Below are 22802 nucleotides of genomic sequence, written 5' to 3' on the forward strand. Positions count from 1 at the left end.
CCGCAGAAAGCGGGTGGAACTGTTCAGCAAAACTATTACGTTGCTCGGACCATAGGCATACGCTGGAAAATTACCAGCGGTAGTGTGCGAAGGCGCGGTTTGCCTCAGCCATCTTGTGGGTATCTTCACGACGCTTCACGGAAGCACCAAGACCGTTGGATGCATCCAGGATCTCGTTAGCGAGACGCTCGATCATGGTGTTCTCACGACGCTGGCGGGTGAAAGTCACCAACCAACGCAGAGCGAGGGGGTTAGCGCGAGCCGGCTTAACCTCAACTGGCACCTGGTAGGTAGCACCACCGACACGGCGGGAGCGAACCTCGAGGTCCGGGCGGATGTTGCCCAGAGCCTTCTCCAGGGTGCCGACTGGGTCGGTACCGGTCTTCTCACGGCAAGCCTCGAGTGCACCGTAGACGATGCGCTCTGCGGTGGACTTCTTGCCATCGAGGAGGATCTTGTTCACGAGCATGGTGACCTGCTCGGAGTTGTATACCGGGTCCTTAACTACAGGACGCTTCGGAGCAGCATTCTTACGCATTGTTGATTACTGTCCCTTCTTTGCACCGTAGCGGGAACGAGCCTGCTTGCGGTCCTTAACGCCCTGGGTATCCAGTGCGCCACGGATAATCTTGTAACGAACACCCGGGAGGTCCCTAACACGACCGCCGCGGACGAGCACCATGGAGTGCTCCTGCAGGTTGTGGCCCTCGCCTGGGATGTACGCGGAAACCTCGATACCGGAGGTCAGGCGAACACGAGCGACCTTACGCAGTGCAGAGTTCGGCTTCTTCGGGGTGGTGGTGTAAACGCGGGTGCAAACGCCACGACGCTGAGGGGAGCCCTTCAGCGCTGCGGTTGCGACCTTGGAGCGCTTATCATGGCGGCCCTTACGGACCAGCTGCTGAATAGTTGGCATAAATCTAGTCTTTCTGTATGACTTCGGCTGAACTGACCGATGCTGCCCAAACACGCAAAAATAGGGGCTCTTTTCCGGGGCCCTTCCGCATGTCCAGAACATCAATCAGCCATTCAAGCCGATTAATCGATCAGACTTTTCGCCCCACATGAAGGCGAAACCTCTTCGAACAATAGCAGCGACACGCAAAACATCCAAATTCCACCTACCTGGCGATTTATCCAATCGTCGCAGGCAGGAATAACGCAAGGCTTTACGACGCCACACCCCACCCGAGCCCGCCTGCGACAAATTCCCCGGAACTTTGATCCCCACCCAAAATCGGGCATTAGGCGAGGCCTATAGGGACAACAATCACATCCACTAAATAGGCACACGCCCCGTCGGCGTTTCAACATTCGAACCACTATATATAGAAACGATAAACCCATTAGTGCGAATATCTTGTGTTTTAGTTGCTCGCCCCGGCAGAAATTACAGCTATGTTATTTCGTGTCGCCCGGCGCTGCGTGGTGGCTTTTTGGCATCCCGGCTTGCCGCAAGTCCTCCCACATGACTGCAGTTGCCACCTAATTCCCCCACATGCACGCCTGGGCGTGCCATCAGAGCTGGAAAGGCAGCGAGCTTTTCGCTGTACCAGCGCTCCATTTCCATAACGAAGGGAAGAACTACATGGGTTCACGGACCATTAACGTCGCAGATTCCATCGAAGAGTACTTGGGCCGGCGCGATTGGCGCATCAACGCCAATGCCAATCAGGATTTCTCGCTAGGAGGGTTGATTCTTAACAACGCTGGCAAAGTAACCGCTAATTACTGGCTAGATGAGGTCTTTACGCCAGCCGCGGGAAGTGCACACCGAGCCGGTGATATTCACATCCATGATCTAGACATGCTCAGCGGCTATTGCGCTGGCTGGTCACTGCGCCGAGTTCTAGAAGAGGGATTCGGTGGCGTTCCAGGCACTATCTCTTCAGCACCACCGAAGCACTTTTCCTCCGCGTGCGGACAGATCGTCAACTTCCTGGGCACTCTGCAAAACGAGTGGGCAGGCGCGCAGGCCTTCTCCAGCTTCGATACCTACATGGCGCCTTTCGTGCGGCTGGATAGCCTCAGCTACGGCCAGGTGCTCCAGCACATGCAGGAGTTCATCTTCAACTTGAACGTGCCTTCCCGCTGGGGCACGCAGACGCCATTTACAAACCTCACTTTCGATTGGCACTGCCCTGCCGACTTACGCGACCAGGTACCGCTCATCGGCGGCGAGCCCGTCGACTTCTGTTACGGCGACTTGGAGGCGGAGATGGTCATCATCAACCGTGCCTTCATCGAGGTGATGTCCGCCGGCGACGCGGACGGTAGGCCTTTCACCTTTCCTATCCCCACCTACAACATCACCCCGGACTTCGATTGGGACAGCGAGAACGCCGAGGCGTTGTTTAGTATGACCGCGAAGTACGGGCTGCCCTACTTCCAGAACTTCCTCAACTCTGATCTAGACCCAGGCATGATTCGTTCCATGTGCTGCCGGCTGCAGCTGGACCTGCGCGAGCTATTAAAGCGCGGCAATGGCTTGTTCGGCTCGGCCGAGTTGACCGGCTCCATCGGCGTGGTCACGCTCAACTGCGCACGCCTGGGCTACCTCTACCGCGGCGACGAGGAGGCGCTATTGGCGCGCGTCGCAGAGCTGGTAGATCTCGGCGTCGACACGCTCGAGCGCCGCCGCGCCTTTGTTAACGAGTGCTTGGACAAAGGTCTTTTCCCCTATACCAAGCGTTGGCTACCCAGCTTGGATAACCACTTCTCCACCATCGGGGTCAACGGCTGCAACGAGATGATCCGCAACTTCACTTCCAATGCCTACGATCTCACCGATACGCGCGGCCACGCACAGGTTCTGCGTCTGCTCGAGCGGGTTCGCGCACTGCTTGTCGACGCCCAGGAGAAGACCGGGCACCTTTATAACCTCGAGGCTTCACCCGCCGAGGGCGCTACGTACCGCTTCGCCCGCGAAGATCTGAAGCGTTATCCAGACATACTGCATGCCGGCACCGCAGAAGAACCGTATTACACCAATTCCTCGCAACTGCCCGTCGCGCACACTCCCGATCCTTTCACCGCACTTGCAGCCCAAGAGGACCTGCAGACCCAATACACCGGCGGAACGGTGCTGCATCTCTACATGGGTTCGGCGATGTCGACCGGCAAGGCTTGTGCGACCCTGGTGCGCCGCTCGCTGGAAAAATTCCGCCTGCCCTATGTCACCATAACGCCGACTTTCTCCATTTGTAGCTCCCACGGATACATATCCGGCGAGCATCCGCACTGCCCCGACTGCGGCTCCACCACCGAGATGTGGACGCGCGTGATGGGCTATTTCCGGCCAGTCTCTAGCTTCAACACGGGCAAGAAGGGAGAGTTCCATGAGCGCCAGTACTTCGACGAGAGGCTTGCGGCCAGCGTCTAAGACTGCACCTTCGTTGCAAGAGCCGAAGCTAAATTCCAGAACGCTGCTGCCGATTGGCGGGCTTATCCCCTTCTCGGCTTCGGATTGGCCGGACCACCTGACCATGACGTTATTCCTCAACGGCTGCCCGCTGCGCTGCAGCTACTGCCATAACCCGCAGCTGCAGGCCTTTGGGCCGGGAAACTATAGCTGGCAGGACGCGTTTTCCTTGCTATCCAAGCGCCGTGGGCTTCTCGACGGCGTAGTCTTTTCCGGCGGCGAGCCACTTTCCGCGCCCGGGCTGCCGCAAGCGATAGCCGAAGCCCACGCGGCTGGCTTTAAGGTTGGTCTCCACACGAGCGGATACCTGCCGAGCAGGTTGGAAAAGCTCGTGGATAACCCCCTGACGCGGCCAGAATGGATAGGCATCGATGTCAAGGCCTTGCCAGATGATCTGCCACAGGTCACCGGCTGCAGCCGCGCCCAAGCGCAGCGGATGTGGGAGTCCTTTTATCTGTTGGCAGAAAACGCCCGGGCAGGGCGGCTAAAACTACAGGCCCGCACCACTTTGTGGCCCGGCTCCTGCATAGAGGCACGGCTTCCCGAGCTGGAAGAACGCGTTGCACAACAAGGACTTAAGCTCGTGCGCCAGTGGGCACACGACGTCGACAAGCACGGCGTCTACCGCGGGGCGGAAGCTACTGCCAAACCCACGTAAATTCGGCGTCGGTGGCGTGCTCGGAGAAGTAAACCTTCTCCTGTGCCTCCCAGGTCTCGAACCACTCTGCGTAGTCCGGATCTCGCTCGATGGCTCGCTCATAGCGCTTTTCGCGCGGGCCGTCGAGGCCCACCGTAATCACGGTGCCGCGCTCCTGAGCGGCGGCGATATTTTCTGGGGTAACCGCACCGACTCCCTCCACGATAAGGTCATCGCGCGCGTCCAAACTCGCCCACTCACCGGGCGCATTGGCTTCCCAATCCCAGCGCCAGTAGCCAGGATTGGCCCCGCGCAGCACCTGTTCGGCAACCATCTGGGAGCCCTGCTCAAGGCCGTGCCAACCGGGATAGAACTCGTCCAGGTGCACCACACGCCAGCCTGCTCTATCGGCGAGGGCGGCGCAGGCCCACGTCTTGCCAGCACCCGATGGCCCATCGATGAGCACCGTCACCGGCTTGAAGGGTTTCTTGCGCGTCGCGGCAGCCTTGATGACATCCTCGATGAGGCGGTCGAGCTGACTGTCGAAGTCCATGCTTCGTGGCCCTTTCGTCTTATAGACCGAAGAATCTCCAGGAATCTGTAACTACCGACGCTACCACCGGCACTGCTGCCAAAAGTGAACCGGCTAACATGATGAGCCAATCTTTCCTGCTCACACGCGACTCGCGCGCCCACGTGCGTGACGGCGAGTACAGCGGAGTACGTCCAAAGCCGCGGGCCTCCATCGCCGTGGCCAGCTTGCCGCCGCGACGTAGCGCCACTACCAAAAGGCCGAAGGACATCGTAAGCAAATGCTTAACCTTGCCGCGATCCCCCAATCCCCGCGCCCTCCGGGCACGAGCCATGGAATCCCAGTCGTCTCGAAACAGCGTCGCCATACACACACCGGCGACCGCGCCAATAACAAAACGCGAAGGCAGGCGAAGGTTCTGCGCCAGGGCGTCGCCTAAGCGTGTGGGATCAATGTCGCGCGCGAGAACAATCATTGGCAGCGCTACCGCGAGCACACGCAGCATCATCGCCACCGAAAGGCGCACCGAGTTCTCCGAAACCACGATGAGCCAAAGCCGGAAGTAAACCTCCCCGCCCTCGGCGCCATACAGCAACATCGACACGCCAGACAGTGCGGCGAGGATAAACAGGAACCATCCGCTCCTTATGAGCTTTCCCCAGCTGACTCCACACAGCGGCGCAAATACGAAGGTGATGACCAAAGAAACCGCGGCGGAGACCCAATCCACCGAGAGAAACAACGGCAAGGTCAGCGCCAGCATAAGGTAAACCCGCGTCAATGGGTTTACGCCGGACAAGATATTAGGCACGTGGCACCTCCACGCGGTGGTCACCGAGAGCCGCGATGAAGAGGGGATCGTGGGTTACCGAGGCAATGGTCACTCCCTCATCGCTTAACTCGCGCAGCATCCACACCAGTTCCGCGAAGGTCTGCGGATCCTGGCCAAACGTCGGCTCATCAAGCAACAGCACCGCCGGCGCGCTGACCAATGCTGTGGCCACCGAAAGGCGCCGTTTCTCTCCGCCCGAAAGGGTGAAGGGATTGGCGCCAAGCAGCTGCCCCAAACGCAGGCGCTCTACTAGTTCCGCGATGCGCTTTTCTGGGATCTCCTCGCCCATCACTCGGGGTCCCACGCGCAGTTCATCGGCAACGCTGCGCGCAACGAATTGATGTTCTGGGTTCTGAAACACGTACCCAATGCGATGCGCGAGCTCCCGCGACTTCCACGTTGCCGGGTCTCCTTTAAGGCCGCGGCGCACGTGCTCGGCGACGCCCACCTCACCCGACGTATACGGCAACAGCCCGGCCATGGTTTCCAGCCAGGTGGTCTTGCCAGCACCATTAGGGCCAGTCACCACGGTCGAAGCTCCCGTAGGAAGCTCAAAGGTACGCGGCGGACCAAAACGAGTCAGCAGGTCCTTCGACCACATTGCTGGTTCAAGGCTGGATACGTCTTGTTGAACGCGAGCCTGTGGCAGCGTGGGCATCGCCTGGGCGCGTGCTTCCAGCACCTCGCCCATGGAAGCGTCAAGCGCAACCTGCCCGTCCTCGATGAGTAGTCCGCGTTGCAGCAGGTGACGCCATCTATCTGGCTGGTGCTCAACCACGATGAGCGTGGCGCCGGTGCGCTCTACTAGCTGGGTTACTGCGCGGACCACCGAATCGGCTCCCTCTGGGTCGAGGTTCGCCGTGGGCTCGTCCAACAAGATAAGTCCTGCGCCCATCGCCATCACGCCCGCCAAAGCCAAGCGTTGCTTCTGGCCACCGGAAAGCCGAGCGGTGGGATAGTCACGTGGAAGGTCAAGACCCACCAGCTCCAAGGCTTGGTCGACGCGGCGCCAAATCTCAGAGCGTTCGAGGCCAAGGTTCTCGCAGCCGAAAGCAACGTCGTCGCCCACTCGCGAGGAAATTACTTGGGAATCAGGATCCTGCAGGACCAGCCCCACTGGCATGCCTTCGCCAGGCCACTCACCATTGCCCGCGGTACCAGCTCCGAAGAGCTGGATCTCTCCTACCTGCTCGCCTTCCTCGTCGCCGCCGAGCACTCCGGCAAGAGCCGCCAAGAGCGTGGACTTGCCAGAACCGGAGTCACCGCACAGCAGAATTCGGTCGCCGGGCTCGACGTGGAAAGCAACATCCCGCAGCGCCGGCTCTGCGCGCCCGGCATGGGTCCAGCCGAAGCCTTCTACGCGGATGCCTGTTCCAGAAACCATTCTTGAAAGTGCTTCTTAAGACTCGCGGCCTGCAGCAAAGCGGTCGAGCGCACCAGTGGCCGCGAGCGCCTTGACCGTGAAGTAGCCCAGCACACCGGCGAGGATTGCGCCGGAAAGGCAGGTGCACACCAAGTAGATGATGTTGTATTCAACGGAACGGGCTAGGTGGCCGGCAGTGAAGAGCTCCAAAGTCCATGCACCGACGCCGGCGGCTAGGCCAGCGATGGTGGCAACAAGCAGGTTAAAAGAACGGTAGGCAAAGATGGCGAAGACAATCTCCACGCCGATGCCCTGGGCGATGCCAGAGAGCAAGGTTGCCGCGCCCCACTGGGAGCCAAGAGCGGCGGAGACGCAGGCAGCGAGCAGCTCCACAAAGAGCGCCGCACCTGGCTTGCGGATGATAAGCCCACCGAGCACGCCTCCCAGCAACCAGATGCCAGAGGCCAAACCGCCCAGTCCAGGGGTAAAGGCATCGAGAGCCTCGTAGCCGGCATAGCCCGCGGTGTTCCAGAACAAGAAAATCAGGCCACACGCCACTGACAAGACCGCGGCCACGACGATGTCGACGACGCGCCAGCGGCGGTTGGGCTTTCCAGCCTTGTGCGCAGTGCGTGCCGAAGATGCAGGTGTAGTAGACATTTTCCTCCCTCGCGCCGGTATTACCCGGATCAGGTGCAACGGTTCCCCATATGTGGGGGTCTCAGCCTTCTCCCGCGCAAAATGCTGCGTTTGTTGTTCCTGAGTTTCGGTCTAAGGAGGGAGAAAGCACCCGTGTTCGCTGTGTAATTAGATGACTTCGTCAATTTGGACCCACTAATGCTAGCAAAAGTAAAAGGCCCCATGCCTAAAAGCATGGAGCCTCTCAAAGCCGCAGCGTTATACCCAGAAAGCTGGGACATCGCGCGGGGGTGGACTTAGAACGTGAAGTCCTCATCCAGCGGGACGGATGCGCCGGTGAACTCACCGAATCCATCGTCGCCGTAGATGGAATCGCCGTAAGTCGGGATCGAGTACGCAGCGTTGCGTGCGGCCTCGGTCGGCTTAACGGAGATGTTGCGGTAACGCGAGATACCGGTACCAGCAGGGATGAGCTTACCGATGATGACGTTCTCCTTCAGGCCAATGAGCTGATCGGAGCGCTTGTTAATAGCGGCGTCGGTAAGCACGCGCGTGGTCTCCTGGAAGGAGGCCGCGGACAGCCAGGACTCGGTAGCCAGCGATGCCTTGGTGATACCCATGATCTCGGAGCGCAGCTGAGCTGGCTCGCCGCCCTCGGCAACCTGTGCGGCGTTGACCTGCTTGGCCTCAGAGAGGTCAACCAGAACGCCCGGCAGGTAGTCGGTGGAGCCGGAGTCAATGACGGTACCGCGACGCAGCATCTGGCGGATGATGATCTCGATGTGCTTGTCGTGGATGGCAACACCCTGGGTACGGTAAACGGCCTGCACCTCGTCGATGAGGTGCTTCTCGACGCCGCGGCGACCGAGGACCTCGAGGACGTCGTGCGGATCAGCCGCACCACGCATCAGGCGCTCGCCGGTGGTGACGTGGTCACCGTCGCGCAGGGAACGCTCGATCATTGCGTCCGGGTTGGACTCCATCGGGCGGCGGACCTGTGCCAGGCCCTGGCGCTTCGACAGCTTCTCGTAGACGACGTTGTCGGAACCGTCATCCGGAGTGATGGTCAGGGTCCAGAAGTTGCCCTCATCGGACAGGGACACGGTGCCGTCAACGGATGCGATCGGCGCACGGTTCTTCGGATTACGTGCTTCGAACAGCTCCTGCACACGTGGCAGACCGCCGGTAATGTCGCCACCGACACCACCCTGGTGGAACGTACGCATGGTCAGCTGGGTACCCGGCTCACCAATGGACTGTGCAGCCACGATGCCGACTGCCTCGCCGATGTCGACAAGCTGGCCGGAGGCCATGGACTTGCCGTAGCACTTCGCACAAACGCCGGCTGGGGTCTGGCAGGTAAGGACGGAGCGAACCTTGACCTCGGCGATGCCGGCAGCCAGGATCTTCTCGGTCAGTTCCTCGGTCAGGTCAGAGCCTGCCTCTGCAACGACGGTGCCATCTTCAGCCTTCACATCGGACGCGACAACGCGGCCGGATGCGGAAGTCTCCCACAGCTCGTGTTGAACCAGCTTGTCGCCGGCCCACTCGCCCAGCGGAACGCGGACGCCCTGGCGGGTGCCACAGTCCTCTTCACGGACGATGACGTCCTGTGCCACGTCAACGAGACGACGGGTGAGGTAGCCGGAGTCCGCGGTACGCAGTGCGGTATCGGCTAGGCCCTTACGGGAACCGTGCGAGTTGTTGAAGTACTCCAAGACCGACAGACCCTCACGGAAGGAGGTCTTAATCGGACGGGTGATGTAGTCACCCTTGGAGTTCACGACCATGCCCTTCATGCCGGCCAGGGTCCAGATCTGACGCATGTTACCCGCTGCACCAGACTTAACGATCATCGGAATCGGGTTGTCATCCGGGTAGAGATCCTCGACTGCCTTACCAACGGTGTCGGTAGCGTCCTTCCAGAGCTCAACCAGGCGGTCGTAACGCTCACGCTCGGTCAGCGCACCCTGCTCCCAGTACTTGCGCTCGATGCGCTGTGCTTCCTTCTCGTAAGACTCGAGAACCTCGGTCTTGTTCGGAAGGACCAGAACGTCGTCCATGGTGATGGTCACGCCAGAGCGGGTTGCCCAGTAGAAACCGGCATCCTTCATCTTGTCCAGAACCTGGGCAACGGTGATCATCGGGTACTTAGCAGCGAGGTCGTTAATGACGTCACCGAGCAGTACGGAGTTCTTGGCGCCGCCCTTACGGACCATGACGCCCTCGAGGTACGGGTAGTTCCACGGCAGCAAGTCGTTGAACATGATGCGGCCAAGGGTGGTCTGCGCCATCCAAGCCTGGCCCTTCTGCCAACCATCAGGGAACTGCTCAGCCTCGATCTCAGCCGGCGGACGCAGGTGGGAGATGCGGACCTTGATTGGTGCCTGCAGGCCCAGAACGCCGCGGTCGCGAGCCATGATGGCCTCGGCGTAGGAGGAGTAAACACCGGTTGCGGGGCCGTTTTCGGTCGCCTCGGTGTAGCGGCCCTCGCCGCCGATCTCGCCCTCTGCCTTGTCCATGGTCAGGTAGTAAAGACCGGTGACCATATCCAGACGCGGCATAGCCAGCGGCTTACCGGATGCCGGGGAAAGAATGTTGTTGGAAGCGAGCATGAGGACACGAGCCTCAGCCTGTGCCTCTGCGGACAGCGGCAGGTGAACTGCCATCTGGTCACCGTCGAAGTCAGCGTTGAACGCCTCGCAAGCCAGCGGGTGCAGCTGAATTGCCTTACCCTCGACCAGCTTCGGCTCGAAGGCCTGGATACCCAGACGGTGCAGCGTAGGTGCACGGTTGAGCATAACCGGGTGCTCGGAAATAGCCTCTTCCAGAACGTCCCAAACCTCAGGGCGCTGGCGCTCAACCATGCGCTTTGCAGACTTGATGTTCTGTGCGTAGTCGTTTTCGACCAAGCGCTTCATGACGAAAGGCTTGAACAGCTCGAGAGCCATCAGCTTCGGCAAACCACACTCGTGGAGCTTCAGCTGCGGGCCGACGATAATAACGGAACGGCCGGAGTAGTCAACACGCTTACCCAGCAGGTTCTGACGGAAACGGCCCTGCTTGCCCTTGAGCAAGTCAGACAGAGACTTCAGCGGACGGTTGCCAGGTCCGGTGACCGGGCGGCCGCGACGGCCGTTGTCGAAGAGCGCGTCAACAGACTCCTGCAGCATGCGCTTCTCGTTGTTAACGATGATCTCAGGAGCGCCGAGATCGATCATGCGCTTCAGGCGGTTGTTGCGGTTGATAACGCGGCGGTACAGGTCGTTCAGGTCGGAGGTGGCAAAACGGCCACCGTCGAGCTGAACCATCGGGCGCAGCTCCGGCGGGATAACCGGGATCGCGTCCAGGACCATGCCTGCCGGGTCGTTACCGGAGCGCAGGAAGGCTGCTACGACCTTCAGACGCTTCAGCGCGCGCATCTTCTTCTGGCCCTTGCCATTGTTGATGACTTCGCGCAGCTCTTCGGCCTCAGCCTCGAGATCGAAGTTACGGATAAGGGTCTGGATAGCCTCAGCACCCATGCCGCCGGTGAAGTAATCCTCGTAGCGATCAACGAGCTCTTCGTAGATGGTCTCGTCGATGATCATCTGCTTCGGAGCCAGCTTCAGGAAGGTGTTCCAGATTTCATCCAGTCGTGCGACCTCGCGCTCGCCGCGCTCACGGATGTGCTGCATCTCCTTGTCAGCAGCGTTCTGGACCTTGCGGCGTGCGTCAGCCTTTGCGCCAGCAGCCTCCAGCTCAGCCAGATCCTGCTCGAGTTTGGCAGCGCGCTCTGCGATCTCAGACTCGGTGTCTTCCTCGACGTCCTTCTTCTCCAGAAGCATCTCTGCTTCAAGGGTGGACTGGTCGTTGTGGCGAGCCTCTTCATCAACAGAGGTGATGATGTTGGCTGCGAAGTAGATGATGCGCTCCAGGTCCTTCGGAGCAAGGTCCAGAAGGTAACCCAGGCGGGAAGGAACGCCCTTGAAGTACCAGATGTGGGTTACCGGAGCAGCCAGCTCGATGTGGCCCATGCGCTCACGGCGAACCTTGGACTTGGTGACCTCGACGCCGCAGCGCTCACAGATGATGCCCTTGTAGCGAACACGCTTGTACTTACCGCAAGCGCACTCCCAGTCACGGGTTGGGCCGAAGATGCGCTCGCAGAACAGGCCGTCCTTTTCCGGCTTCAGGGTGCGGTAGTTGATGGTCTCAGGCTTTTTAACCTCGCCCTTGGACCAACGGCGAATGTCATCGGCAGTGGCCAGACCGATGCGGAGCTCGTCGAAGAGATTTACGTCAAACACGTAATGTCTCCCTTTCATCCCCACGCGAGTGTGGGGAACGTTGATGGCTTTAAAAAATTCTCAAATAGTGTGCCCTGCTGGTAGCTCGGGGGCCACCAGCCAGGACCGTAAGCTCTCACGCTTGAGCTCAAGCGTGCTATGCGATGTCGGCGTCAGCGCGCTCGTCGCGCGAAAGGTTAATACCCAGCGACGGGCTATCCATGTCGTCATCGTCAGAGCCAGACAGCTCCATCGGCGTGCCGTCGGTGGAGAGAACCTCCACGTTCAGACACAGCGACTGCAGCTCCTTGAGGAGGACCTTGAAGGACTCCGGGATACCTGGATCCGGGATGTTGTCGCCCTTCACGATTGCCTCGTAGACCTTCACACGGCCGACGACGTCGTCAGACTTGATGGTCAGCAGCTCCTGCAGGGTGTAGGCAGCGCCATAAGCCTGCATTGCCCACACCTCCATCTCGCCGAAGCGCTGGCCACCGAACTGCGCCTTACCACCCAACGGCTGCTGGGTAATCATGGAGTAAGGGCCGGTGGAACGAGCGTGAATCTTTTCGTCGACCAGGTGGTGCAGCTTGAGCATGTACATGTAGCCGACGGAAACCGGGTACTTGTACGGCTCGCCAGAACGGCCGTCGAAAAGCTGTGCCTTGCCGTGCTCGTCAACCATGACGTCACCGTCGCGGTTCGGGCGGGAGGAAGCCAGCAGGCGGCCGATCTCCTCGTTGGAAGCACCGTCGAATACCGGGGTTGCGGTCAGGGAACCAGCCGGGACGTCGTAAAGCTCTTCCGGCAGGGTCTTGAGCAGCTCAGCGTTAGCTGGGTCATCAACGTCGACCTTCCAGCCGGCGTGTGCCAGCCAGCCAAGGTGGACCTCGAGGACCTGGCCGATGTTCATACGACGCGGAACACCGTGGGTGTTCAAGATGACGTCGACAGGCGTGCCGTCAGCCATGAATGGCATGTCCTCTGGCGGCAGGATCTTGCCCACGACACCCTTGTTGCCGTGACGGCCAGCGAGCTTATCGCCATCCTGGATCTTGCGCTTCTGAGCGACGTAAACGCGGATCATCTCGTTGACGCCCGGTGCCAGATCGTCGTCGTCTTCGCGAGAGAAGCGAGCAACGCCAATGACCTTGCCGTTCTCACCGTGAGGAACCTTCATGGAGGTATCGCGAACCTCACGTGCCTTCTCACCGAAGATGGCGCGCAGCAAGCGCTCCTCCGGGGTCAGCTCGGTCTCACCCTTCGGGGTGACCTTACCGACGAGAATGTCGCCTGCGCGAACATCAGCACCAATGCGAACGATGCCTCGCTCATCCAGGTCGCGCAGAACATCGTCAGAGACGTTCGGGATCTCGCGGGTGATTTCCTCGGCACCCAGCTTGGTATCGCGAGCATCGATCTCGTGCTCCTCGATGTGGATGGAGGTCAGAACATCGTCCTCGACGATGCGCTGGTTCAGGATGATTGCATCCTCGTAGTTGTGGCCTTCCCAAGGCATGAAGGCAACCAACAGGTTGCGGCCCAGGGACATCTCGCCGTTGTGGGTACCCGGGCCGTCAGCCAGAACCTGGCCGACCTCTACGCGCTGGCCCAGCTCGACGAGCGGGGTTTGGTTGTAGTTGGTGCCCTGGTTGGTGCGCTCAAACTTACGCAACATGTAGGTGTCACGCTGGCCCTCGTCATCCATGATGGTGATGAGATCAGCGGTGACGTTTTCTACAACGCCAGCCTTCGGGGTGATGATGAGGTCGCCGGCGTCGTATGCAGCGCGCTGCTCCATACCGGTACCAACGAAAGGTGCCTCGGAGCGCACCAGCGGCACTGCCTGGCGCTGCATGTTAGCGCCCATCAGCGCACGGTTAGCATCGTCGTGCTCCAAGAACGGAATCATGGCGGTTGCCACGGAAACCATCTGGCGTGGGGAAACGTCAACGTAGTCGACGCCGGAAGCGTCGGTAACTCCGATGTCGCCGTCCTTCAGGCGGACCTCGATACGGGTGCCGACGATGGTGCCGTCAGCTTCCTTCTCGATTTCCGCCTGCGCAATTGCGAACTTATCTTCCTCATCAGCGGTGAGGTACTCGACCTCGTCGGTGACCTTGCCGTCAACAACCTTGCGGTACGGGGTCTCGATGAAGCCGAAAGCATTGACGCGAGCGTAGGAGGCCAGGGAGCCAATCAGACCAATGTTCGGGCCCTCCGGAGTCTCAATCGGGCACATACGGCCGTAGTGAGAAGCGTGTACGTCTCGGACCTCAATGCCGGCGCGCTCGCGGGACAGACCGCCTGGGCCCAGCGCGGACAGACGGCGCTTGTGGGTCAGACCAGACAGGGAGTTGTTGTGGTCCATGAACTGGGACAGCTGCGAGGTACCGAAGAACTCGCGGATAGCAGCAGAAACCGGACGCACGTTGATAAGGGAGGTCGGAGTGATGGACTCCGCATCCTGGGTGGTCATGCGCTCACGGACGACGCGCTCCATACGGGACAGGCCAACGCGGACCTGGTTCTGGATGAGCTCGCCGACGGTACGCAGACGACGGTTACCAAAGTGGTCGATGTCGTCGGTGTGGATGGCGATGGTCTCGCCGTTCGGAGCGGTCATCTCACGCTCGCCTACGTGCAGGCGTACCAGGTACTCGAGGGTGACAGCAATGTCTTCCTCGGTCAGGGTCATCAGACCGTCGTGGTCACCGCCCAGACCCAGCTTGCGGTTGACCTTGTAACGGCCCACCTTTGCGAGGTCGTAGCGCTTTGCACGGAAGAAGGAGTTATCCAGCAGGGACTGCGCGAGCTCGCGGGTTGGCTGCTCGCCCGGACGCTGCTTGCGGTAGATCTCCAGCAAAGCCTCGTCAGTGTTTGCCACACCATCGGACTCGAGGGTAGACATCATCAGCTCGGAGAAGCCGAAGCGCTCACGGATCTGCTCCTCGGACCAACCAAGGGCCTTGAGCAGCACGGTTACCGGCTGGCGACGCTTACGGTCGATGCGGACGCCGACGGTATCGCGCTTGTCGACGTCGAATTCCAGCCATGCACCGCGGGAAGGAATCACCTTCACGGAGTGCAGCGGACGCTCGGTGGACTTATCGATGGTCTGATCGAAGTAGACGCCCGGGGAGCGAACGAGCTGGGAAACGACGACACGCTCGGTACCGTTAACGATGAACGTACCCTTGTCAGTCATCATCGGGAAGTCACCGATGAAGACGGTCTGAGACTTGATCTCCTGGGTGTCGTTGTTGATGAACTCTGCGGTCACGTACAGCGGCGCGGAGTAGTTGATGTCCTTTTCCTTGCACTCGTCGACGGTGTTTTTCACCGGCTCGAAGCGAGGCTCCGACAGGGACAGGGACATGTTGCCCGAGTAGTCCTGAATCGGAGACAGTTCCTCAAGGATGTCCTCGAGGCCGCTGGTGACGCGAGCCTCGGGACCGCGCTCAGCCTGCTCGCGCTCGCGCCACTCTGGCGAGCCGATCAGCCATGCGAAGGAATCGAGTTGTAGATCGAGGAGGCCCGGGACGGCGATAGGCTCGTTGATTTTCGCGAACGAGTATCGCTTCGGGGCTCCAGGGATATTGGCCACTGACTTGGTCTGGCGGGAGACTGCCAAGATGGGTCCTTCCAGCACCTCACGCGGATTGCCTCCCCGCCCTGGCCGACGAGGTGCAAAACCGCTGGTAAATTTAGCATTCGGTCTGCTGTAGATTGTCTGGGTTCAGAATGCACAAAATCACCTTGTCAAGTCGGTTTTGCCATCACCTACTTGAAAGGCTAAATGTGCACCGAAGATCCAGATTCCAGCGCAACGATATAGCTTATAGGAAAGTTCCCACCGTGTAAAGGCGAAATCAGCATGTTACTTGCGGCGGCGCTTCTGGAAGGCACCCAATGCCCCAGCCAAACCGATGAGAGTCAGCACCGCGCCTAGGCCCAAGACGGCCCAGCGAACCATGGTGGCAAAGGCGGGCTTTGGGAATTCCGCGGCTTGTGCGAGGAAGGCGGCACGATCCTCGTCAGAGGTCTTGCCCTCGAACATGAATTGGGTTTCGCGGCCGGCACCACTGCGGTCTCCCCAATAGTCATCGATGGCCACGTCCATTCCTACCACCATGCCGCTTACCTGATCGACGTAGAAGTCGCGTGTCGCCTTGTGGAATAGGTAACCCTGCTCGGTCGAATCATCTTCATTGTGCAAGGTGGTAGTGGTCTGCCCTGGGTACAAGGTCGCGAGGTTGGTCGGCTCAACTTCTTGATGGAAGCGATAGACGGTGCGCCCCTCGATTTCCATCTCCTCTTCGAAGACGGCATCGGCAGCCTTGCGCAGATAGGGGTCAAAGACTGGGTACGTAGTCTGCTCGGTTGCTGCTGGGAACTTTAGCCACACACCATCGACGGTGACCTGTGCGGTAGGGCTGCCCAGGGTGTGGGTAAGGGAGGCGTCGCCAAGCGCGTCACCGCTCAGGCGGTCCATGGAGTAGCTCCACACGCGCGCCATGGAAAGATCCTCCACCTTGCCACTATCTCCGCGCATGGCCGACTCCCCGATGCGGAGCGTGGCCTGCTCTTTATCTGAAGGATCTTGAATGTCCATGTTGAGCTGATAGGTCATTGGCCCCTCGTAAGGACTCGTGCCCTCCCCTGTCACTACCTGCGACTTGGCGGAATCGTCGTGCAGCGTCCACGTGGTGTGCTGCAAATCCAAAGGAATGCGCGGTTCGAAGCTCAAGAACTTCGGCGCCGCGATACCTGCGGCCATTAGCGCAACGCCGAGGCCTAGAAGCAGGACAGAAAAGATTCGGGATTTGGGCAGCATGGTGGATTATTCTACAGGTCGCGTCCGCGGAGACTGGAATCTGCACGCGGGGCGGGGAAGGACAAACACCTCCAAAACGGGAATAACCCCGTCTCCCAGCGGGAAACGGGGTTATAAGCCAAGTAAAATTACTTGAGCTCGACAGAAGCGCCAGCCTCTTCCAGCTTAGTCTTAGCAGCCTCAGCGTCGTCCTTGGAAGCGCCCTCGAGGATTGCCTTCGGTGCGCCCTCAACGAGCTCCTTAGCTTCCTTCAGGCCCAGGCCGGAGACGATCTCGCGAACAGCCTTGATGACGCCGATTTTCTTTGCGCCAGCGTCGGTCAGAACGACGTCGAACTCGTCCTTCTCTTCCTCAGCAGCGCCACCAGCAGCCGGTGCGCCTGCAGCTGCAACTGCAACCGGAGCAGCAGCCTCAACGTCGAAGACCTCTTCGAATTCCTTAACGAACTCGGAGAGCTCGATGAGGGTCATTTCCTTGAAAGCTTCAATGAGCTCGTCCTTGGTGAGCTTAGCCATGATGGCCATCCTTTCTTTTGGGCTGGCATGCAACCCAGATTGTGTTTGTGTTGATTTTTATGCGCCTTGATTGGCGACTTTAAGCCTCGGCAGACTTCTTGTCCTGCAGGGCCGCAGCGGTGCGGACCATCTTGGTAGCAGGAGCGTTGAATGCAGCCGCAGCCTTTGCCATAGAACCCTTCATAGCGCCGGCAAGCTTTGCGAGAGTGGTCTCGCGGTTGTCCAGCTCGGCGATGGCAGCAACCTGCTCTGCGGACAGAGCGTTGCCATCCATGTAGCCGCCCTTGACGACGAATGCCTTGTTGTCATCAGCGAACTTCTTGATGACCTTAGCGGCATCCACTGCCTCACCCTTGATGAACGCAATTGCGGTCGGGCCAGTCAGCTTATCGTCAAGACCTTCGATGCCAGCCTCGTTAGCGGCGATCTTGAAGAGGGTGTTCTTGGCGACGGAGTACTCAACGTCAAAGCCGAGGTTGTTACGCAGCTCCTGGAGCTGAGAAACGGTCAGGCCGCGGTACTCGGTCAGCACGATAGACTCAGCGCCAGCGAGCTTCTCCTTGAGCTCCGCGAGATCTGCGGTGTTCTTCGGGTTTGCCATGTTCTACTTCGCCTCCTTTCGAAACATCTCTGTGATTTTCCGTCGAGACATCTTCAATAAAAAATGCCCCGTGCAAGAGCACAGGGCGCGCAGCATAAGAGAATGCCGCGATTAATCGCAAAGTGTCTCCTGCGTGGGCCGTCCCCTAGGATGAGGAACCTTCGATCCGGACTCCCGGATGACCGACGGTCTTCGGTGAACTTTGACTCGACCTTTCAGGCCGCTCAAACTTCGCTAGGAACTATACAAGCCACGCTAGCCAACTCCAAATCGCGGCTCTCGGGGCTTCCTTCTCCCTGTTTCACCCAACGAGAATTCTTAGTCCCTGAGCACCCCGCGCGGAACGATGACGGGGGCGTCGCTTCGCGGGTCATCCCAGATCTCGACGTCGATGCCATAGGCGGCTGCCAGCACTTCTTTCGTCAACGCCTGCTGGGGAGTTCCCTGCGCGATGACCTCGCCGTTGTTCATGACCACCATGGTGTCGGAGTACTGGCCGGCCAGCATGAGATCGTGCAGCACAACGACCACCGTTTTCCCGGCGTCGGCCTGTTTGCGCACGAGCTCCAAAACGCTCATGGCGTGGGCTGGGTCGAGGAAGGTTGTGGGTTCGTCGAGAAGCAGCACTGGCGTGTCCTGCGCCAGAGCAAGCGCCAGCCACACCCGTTGGCGTTGGCCACCCGAGAGCGCCGCGATATCACGGTCGATGAAGTCCGTAATGCCCGTCTCCACGCAGGCCTGCGCGATGATGTCGCGGTCCTTCGCAGACAGTCCCCGACCGCGGCCCAGGTGCGGGTAGCGCCCGCGCGCTACAAGCTCGCCCACCCGCAGCCCGTCCGGCGCCGTCGGCTGCTGTGGAAGAAGCGCCACGTGGGTAGCTGCTTCTTTCGGGCTCATGCCATGTACGTCTAGCTCGCCGATATGCACGCTCCCCTGCCGCGGGCGAAGAATTTTAGACAAGGTCTTCAGCAACGTGGACTTGCCGCAGCCATTAGGCCCAATGAGCGTGGTGATTTCACCCGGGTGGGCCACCAAGTCAACGCCGGACAGGATGTCGTCCCCGTCCTTATAGCCGGCATGGATACCGGTGGCCGTAATTTCTCTGTCTTTCACTAGCTTTTATCCTCTCCTCCGTGCGGCATTCCACACCAAGATGACCAGGGCACATCCTCCGATGATGGAGGAGACTGCACCCACTGGAGCGTCCATTGGCAACGCTCCAGCAATCACAGCGCACGCACTCAACAAGGCGGCGCCAGCAGCGCAAGAAACCAACGGCACAGGCGTGGGCGTCCGGGCAACAATGCGCCCCACATGCGGGGCGAGAAGCGCGATGAAACCAATGGGGCCGGCCACGGATACAGTCACCGCGCAGATTCCCGTAGCAGCGACCAGCAGGAACGCGCGTGTTCGCGTGATGTTAACTCCGAGGGAAAGGGCCGAGAGATCATCATGCGCAAGAAGTGGCAGCTCCCTGGCACACCACAGACCAAGCACCACGAAAGGAGTCAACCCCACGAGAAGAGGAGCAATGACCTCCATCCGCACGAAGCCCGTGGTTCCCGCCAGCCACAGCTGCGATTGCGCCGCGCGAAGGAGCTCGGCGGCGCGCAAAAGATACGCCACCAGCGCTTGAAACAGCAGCGAGAGCGCGATTCCGACGATAACGATGCGGTTGCTCGTGCCGATTCCCCCAAGCGCTACCAGCAGGATGGCTGCTAGCACGGCACCCAGCAACGCGAGCCCGGCCCGCCACCAGAACATGGAGAGCCCTTCGGCAAGCACAGGCCGGGAGAGCACCGTTCCGAGGACCACCATGACGGACGCACCACCAGTCACGCCAAGGATATCGGGAGAGGCCAGCGGATTGCGCGACATCGACTGCGTCCACGACCCCGCCAGTCCGAGCGCGGCACCCACGATGAGCGTCGCTAGCGCTACCGGCATGCGCAGGTCCCACACAACGCGAATTTCGCTGCGGCTTCCCCCGCCGTTGAGAATCTCCAGGACCTGCCCCGGGCTCAAGGCCACAGGGCCCTGCCCTAGCATGAGGACATAGGAGCTTGCGGCGACCACAACAAAGAAGCAGGTCGCTGCCCATATCCATGTCCGGCGCTGCCGCTCTTGGGAACGCAGATGCTTAACGACGTCCCCCTTCTGCAACCCCCTCATAGCTCGTGCTCCCCACGGTGTACGGCCCAGATGAGAAATGGTGCGCCCACAAAGGCCAAGACGATGGACATCTCCAGCTCGGAGGGACCCACGATGAGGCGGCCCAGAATATCCGCAACGAGTACGGAGCAGCCACCGAGTAAGGCGGCTGGCGCAACCATCGCGGTAACTTCTGGCCCCGTGAACCGGCGCAGCAGATGGGGGATGGCAAAACCAACGAAGGCAATGGGCCCCGTCGCCGCGGTAGCGCATCCTGCTAGCACAACGATGCTCAAGGCAGCACCGCGCCGCGTCAGCGTGGGCGAGCCGCCTAGTGCCACCGAGGATTCCTCCCCCATGGCTAAAAGGTCGAGCGGGCGCGCCACTCGTGCGGCGCTGATAAGCCCGATTAGCAACCCAACACCTGCAATGGCGACATCCTCTGGGCCGCGCCCAAACGTGGAGCCGATGGTCCACCGGCGCATGCTGTCGAGAACATCCGTGGAGTACAGGCCGATCAACATGGCGCTAGAGCTCAAGGCAGCAGCAACGCCTGCGCCGACCAAGACCAGCGTCAAAGGATCCTGAAACCTGCGGGACACACCCAGCACTAATGCCGTGGCCAAGCCAGCGCCGAGGAGGGCGAGCGCTGTCCGCATCCCGGTTGAGGTGGCGATCCCTAGTGTTGTCCCGAGGGCAACAAGGAACGAGGCTCCCGCAGTAATACCAATGAAGCCCGGATCGGCCAAGGGGTTCCTAGTCCAAGACTGAGCGATAACACCCGATACCGCGATGGCAGCTCCCGCGAAGTAGGCCACGAACGTGCGGGGGATGCGTAAATCCCACACGATATTCTCGATATCTGCCTCGCCCCCGTGGAGGAGGGCAGCGAACAGATCCGGAAACGGGATAGTCCTTGACCCCACTACCAGCGAGCACAGCAAAAGGAGGAGGGTCGACACAACTAGGGCCGTGGTGAGCAGTGCGCGGCTTCTTCCCCGCGAATCCAATGCGGCTGCTTCACCGCCGTGGCGCGCACCCGCAGCACCGTGGATAGCATCAGCCTTCCTCGGTAGTGCGAGCATTTAGAGCTTCTCTTCGAACTTGTCGACGGCCCACGGGATCGTCAGCGGGTTCGGAATGCTCATCGCATTGCCGGTGTCCGTGTCCAGGTAGCGAACGCGGCCATCCTTGACCACGTCGAGGCCTTGGAACGTGGAATCCTTCTTGATTTCATCGACCGCGCCGTTGTAGTCCAAGACGAACAGGTAGTCCACGTTGTTGAGCTGGGAGTAGTTTTCCGGGGCATAGTCCACGAAGAAGCTGGAACCATCACCCTGCAATTCCTGCGGAATCTCAAAACCGAGGTTCTCAATGAACTGGCCGCGGCCGTCCTCTGCTGTGTAGAGGCCCAGCTTCCCCTCATAGGGCATGACGATGGCTGCTCGCTTGCCCTGCAGCTCCGGGTGGGAGTCCTTGAACTGCTCGAAGGCGTCCTCCGCCTGGTCAATAAGCTTCTCCCCCTCCTCTTCCTTGTCCACGGCAGAGGCGATGGTCTTGACTTGTTCCTCCCAGGGAATCTGCCAGTCTTCGAAACCTTCGGGCTTCACGGTCAGCGGGGCGATATCCTCGAGGGATTTCTTCGCTTCCTGGTCCACAGCTTGGTTCACGGCGATGATCTGTGTGGGATCCGAGGCAGTGACCTGCTCAAGTACCTCTGCCGTGAAACCGGAAGCGGTGTTATAGATCACCTCGGGCTGGGCATCTCCCAGAAGCTCCTTCGCCCATGGGCCAACGCCGGAGCCATCACCGTCGCCTTGCGCACCCCATGGCGCTACGGCAACCGGAGTGATTCCGAGTGCCAGCACGGTATCGGCATCACCCAGCCCTAGGCTGGCAACGCGCACCTCCTCAGCGCTGTCCGCACCCGTACTGTCCTCGCCACTTCCGCGCGAGCACCCTGTCAGAGCAATCGCTGCCACTGAGACAATAGCGAGCACGCCTTTTGCGCGCCGACTGATAGCAACCATGAAAACCTTTCCTTCAACGGGAACGAGCACGCAAGCATTCGCACCCCTAAATTATTTGAGGCTAGCCTAACCTGTACGTTATGATGGTTTCAAATTTGGCCTCTACCTAGGATCAATTCCCTTGACGCATCACCGCTTATTGCCCGTCACCCTCACCGGGAACACCCGCCTCAAGCCGCGGCTGCACCGTTTAACTTTTCACTCGCCGGCTTTTAGTGACTACCCCCTAGCCGGGCCTGACGAGTATTTTGGGCTCCTCATGCCCCAAGACGGGCAGAAGTTCTCCCCTCTCCCAGTCGAAGATGCCAATGTTCGTGCTGCCGTCAACGGATTGCCCGACGGCATACGCCCAGCATTGCGCTGGTACACAATTCGCAAGCTCAACCAAGAAGCGTGCACCATCGATGTCGACGTTGTGACCCATGGCGATAATGGCCCGGGATCACGCTGGATCCTCAATGCCCACCCCGGGGATACCGCCGGAATATATACCGGGCAAGTGCGGTGGCAAGCGCCTAAGAAGTCACAACTATTGCTCGCAGATGCCTCTGCCCTTCCGGCGCTGTGGCACATCCTCGAGCACTACGAAGCCTTGTCACCGGAAACCTTGGGTGCAGTCGACGTCGTTGCCATGATCGCAGACGACGCTGAAGTTGAAGACGGCTTTGAGGAAACGTGGCGCGACAAGGTTCGCTCACTCGCCATGATCACCGCCCCGCACGAGGAACACAGCACGCGCGCTAGCCAGCTTCTTGGATCCCGATTCTCCGCGGATACAGCGCCGGATTCGGTGTGGGTGTCAGGCGAAGGAGACCTGGCCAAAGCAGTGCGCTCGATAGCCGTGCATGACTGGGGTGTACCGCGCGAAGACGTTATCTGGTCCGTGTACTGGATGAAAGGCAAGCCGCGGCCTTAATTCCTTCGCACGCATCTACGCTACATGGCAATCTCTCTGCCCGCTCACCGTGCATCCGTA

18 protein-coding genes and 1 riboswitch are annotated in these 22802 nt (G+C 60.1%); of the genes, 3 read left to right on the plus strand and 15 right to left on the minus strand.

Annotation, left to right across the window (positions count from 1 at the left end; genetic code table 11):
• Positions 1 to 70: 70 nt before the first annotated feature.
• Entirely contained in the window at positions 71 to 538 is a 468-nt protein-coding gene (gene rpsG, locus HMPREF2888_RS06080; protein ID WP_070518519.1) for a 30S ribosomal protein S7, read from the minus strand.
• A gap of 6 nt (positions 539 to 544) precedes the next feature.
• Positions 545 to 916, minus strand: a complete 372-nt coding sequence (gene rpsL, locus HMPREF2888_RS06085; protein ID WP_070518520.1) for a 30S ribosomal protein S12 — start codon at positions 914 to 916, stop codon at positions 545 to 547.
• Positions 917 to 1588: 672 nt separating this feature from the next.
• Between rpsL and HMPREF2888_RS06090 the strand changes: the two genes are divergently transcribed.
• Together HMPREF2888_RS06090 and HMPREF2888_RS06095 are read left to right on the plus strand one after the other, a co-directional pair.
• Positions 1589 to 3382 (plus strand): ribonucleoside triphosphate reductase, encoded by a 1794-nt coding sequence (locus HMPREF2888_RS06090; protein WP_070432545.1) that lies wholly within the window; start codon positions 1589 to 1591, stop codon positions 3380 to 3382.
• Entirely contained in the window at positions 3339 to 4079 is a 741-nt protein-coding gene (locus HMPREF2888_RS06095) for an anaerobic ribonucleoside-triphosphate reductase activating protein (RefSeq protein WP_210386806.1), read from the plus strand. The genes HMPREF2888_RS06090 and HMPREF2888_RS06095 overlap by 44 nt, the downstream gene beginning before the upstream one ends.
• Here the strand turns inward: HMPREF2888_RS06095 and HMPREF2888_RS06100 are convergent.
• From HMPREF2888_RS06100 to HMPREF2888_RS06160, 13 genes are all read right to left on the minus strand, one after another.
• Positions 4060 to 4611, minus strand: coding sequence for a nucleoside/nucleotide kinase family protein (locus tag HMPREF2888_RS06100; protein ID WP_070432543.1), 552 nt, complete (start codon positions 4609 to 4611; stop codon positions 4060 to 4062). The two genes, HMPREF2888_RS06095 and HMPREF2888_RS06100, sit on opposite strands and share 20 nt — an antisense overlap.
• A 19-nt stretch (positions 4612 to 4630) precedes the next feature.
• Entirely contained in the window at positions 4631 to 5401 is a 771-nt protein-coding gene (locus HMPREF2888_RS06105; protein ID WP_070518522.1) for an energy-coupling factor transporter transmembrane component T family protein, read from the minus strand.
• Entirely contained in the window at positions 5394 to 6806 is a 1413-nt protein-coding gene (locus HMPREF2888_RS06110) for an ABC transporter ATP-binding protein (RefSeq protein WP_070432541.1), read from the minus strand. Before HMPREF2888_RS06110 ends, HMPREF2888_RS06105 begins: the two co-directional genes overlap by 8 nt.
• A 15-nt stretch (positions 6807 to 6821) precedes the next feature.
• On the minus strand, positions 6822 to 7445 hold the full coding sequence (locus HMPREF2888_RS06115; RefSeq protein WP_070456869.1) for an ECF transporter S component: 624 nt from the start codon (positions 7443 to 7445) through the stop codon (positions 6822 to 6824).
• Positions 7434 to 7531, minus strand: a riboswitch (TPP riboswitch). (Overlaps the previous gene by 12 nt.)
• Positions 7532 to 7720: 189 nt before the next feature.
• Positions 7721 to 11713: a DNA-directed RNA polymerase subunit beta' gene (locus HMPREF2888_RS06120; protein WP_070432540.1), complete on the minus strand. Its 3993-nt coding sequence runs from the start codon at positions 11711 to 11713 to the stop codon at positions 7721 to 7723.
• A 136-nt stretch (positions 11714 to 11849) separates the two neighbouring features.
• Entirely contained in the window at positions 11850 to 15344 is a 3495-nt protein-coding gene (locus HMPREF2888_RS06125; RefSeq protein ID WP_070518523.1) for a DNA-directed RNA polymerase subunit beta, read from the minus strand.
• A gap of 228 nt (positions 15345 to 15572) precedes the next feature.
• Positions 15573 to 16529, minus strand: coding sequence for a cell envelope lipid trafficking protein PgfA (locus HMPREF2888_RS06130; protein WP_070518524.1), 957 nt, complete (start codon positions 16527 to 16529; stop codon positions 15573 to 15575).
• Positions 16530 to 16657: 128 nt separating this feature from the next.
• Positions 16658 to 17044, minus strand: a complete 387-nt coding sequence (gene rplL / locus HMPREF2888_RS06135) for a 50S ribosomal protein L7/L12 (RefSeq protein WP_070518537.1) — start codon at positions 17042 to 17044, stop codon at positions 16658 to 16660.
• 79 nt (positions 17045 to 17123) lie between these two features.
• Positions 17124 to 17645 (minus strand): 50S ribosomal protein L10, encoded by a 522-nt coding sequence (gene rplJ, locus HMPREF2888_RS06140; RefSeq protein WP_062035921.1) that lies wholly within the window; start codon positions 17643 to 17645, stop codon positions 17124 to 17126.
• A gap of 318 nt (positions 17646 to 17963) precedes the next feature.
• A complete protein-coding gene (locus HMPREF2888_RS06145) occupies positions 17964 to 18758 on the minus strand; it encodes an ABC transporter ATP-binding protein (protein ID WP_061920452.1) in 795 nt (264 codons plus the stop codon).
• 6 nt (positions 18759 to 18764) lie between these two features.
• Positions 18765 to 19817 carry a FecCD family ABC transporter permease gene (locus tag HMPREF2888_RS06150; RefSeq protein WP_062035923.1) on the minus strand — a complete coding sequence of 351 codons (1053 nt, stop codon included), beginning with the start codon at positions 19815 to 19817 and terminating at the stop codon, positions 18765 to 18767.
• The gene (locus tag HMPREF2888_RS06155) at positions 19814 to 20881 is read right to left on the minus strand and encodes a FecCD family ABC transporter permease (protein WP_083281229.1); all 1068 of its coding nucleotides are present in this window, start codon (positions 20879 to 20881) and stop codon (positions 19814 to 19816) included. The genes HMPREF2888_RS06150 and HMPREF2888_RS06155 overlap by 4 nt, the downstream gene beginning before the upstream one ends.
• Entirely contained in the window at positions 20882 to 21826 is a 945-nt protein-coding gene (locus HMPREF2888_RS06160) for an ABC transporter substrate-binding protein (RefSeq protein WP_070432537.1), read from the minus strand. It lies immediately after the preceding gene.
• Between the two features lie 139 nt (positions 21827 to 21965).
• On the opposite strand from HMPREF2888_RS06160, the gene HMPREF2888_RS06165 reads away from it, so the two are divergent.
• Complete coding sequence (locus HMPREF2888_RS06165; protein ID WP_235597098.1) at positions 21966 to 22742, plus strand: siderophore-interacting protein; 777 nt, start codon at positions 21966 to 21968, stop codon at positions 22740 to 22742.
• The last annotated feature ends 60 nt before the right edge of the window (positions 22743 to 22802 follow it).

The sequence above is a fragment of the Corynebacterium sp. HMSC077D03 genome (assembly GCF_001808545.1).
In the GTDB taxonomy this organism is placed as follows: Bacteria; Actinomycetota; Actinomycetes; order Mycobacteriales; family Mycobacteriaceae; genus Corynebacterium; species Corynebacterium simulans.

Bases quoted from the DNA above. Each gene is read 5' to 3' on its own strand.
- rpsG (WP_070518519.1), bottom strand. From the start codon at position 538: ATGCGTAAGAATGCTGCTCCGAAGCGTCCTGTAGTTAAGGACCCGGTA.
- rpsL (WP_070518520.1), bottom strand. From the start codon at position 916: ATGCCAACTATTCAGCAGCTGGTCCGTAAGGGCCGCCATGATAAGCGC.
- HMPREF2888_RS06090 (WP_070432545.1), top strand. From the start codon at position 1,589: ATGGGTTCACGGACCATTAACGTCGCAGATTCCATCGAAGAGTACTTG.
- HMPREF2888_RS06095 (WP_210386806.1), top strand. From the start codon at position 3,339: ATGAGCGCCAGTACTTCGACGAGAGGCTTGCGGCCAGCGTCTAAGACT.
- HMPREF2888_RS06100 (WP_070432543.1), bottom strand. From the start codon at position 4,611: ATGGACTTCGACAGTCAGCTCGACCGCCTCATCGAGGATGTCATCAAG.
- HMPREF2888_RS06110 (WP_070432541.1), bottom strand. From the start codon at position 6,806: ATGGTTTCTGGAACAGGCATCCGCGTAGAAGGCTTCGGCTGGACCCAT.
- HMPREF2888_RS06115 (WP_070456869.1), bottom strand. From the start codon at position 7,445: ATGTCTACTACACCTGCATCTTCGGCACGCACTGCGCACAAGGCTGGA.
- HMPREF2888_RS06130 (WP_070518524.1), bottom strand. From the start codon at position 16,529: ATGCTGCCCAAATCCCGAATCTTTTCTGTCCTGCTTCTAGGCCTCGGC.
- rplL (WP_070518537.1), bottom strand. From the start codon at position 17,044: ATGGCTAAGCTCACCAAGGACGAGCTCATTGAAGCTTTCAAGGAAATG.
- rplJ (WP_062035921.1), bottom strand. From the start codon at position 17,645: ATGGCAAACCCGAAGAACACCGCAGATCTCGCGGAGCTCAAGGAGAAG.
- HMPREF2888_RS06150 (WP_062035923.1), bottom strand. From the start codon at position 19,817: ATGAGGGGGTTGCAGAAGGGGGACGTCGTTAAGCATCTGCGTTCCCAA.
- HMPREF2888_RS06155 (WP_083281229.1), bottom strand. From the start codon at position 20,881: ATGCTCGCACTACCGAGGAAGGCTGATGCTATCCACGGTGCTGCGGGT.
- HMPREF2888_RS06160 (WP_070432537.1), bottom strand. From the start codon at position 21,826: ATGGTTGCTATCAGTCGGCGCGCAAAAGGCGTGCTCGCTATTGTCTCA.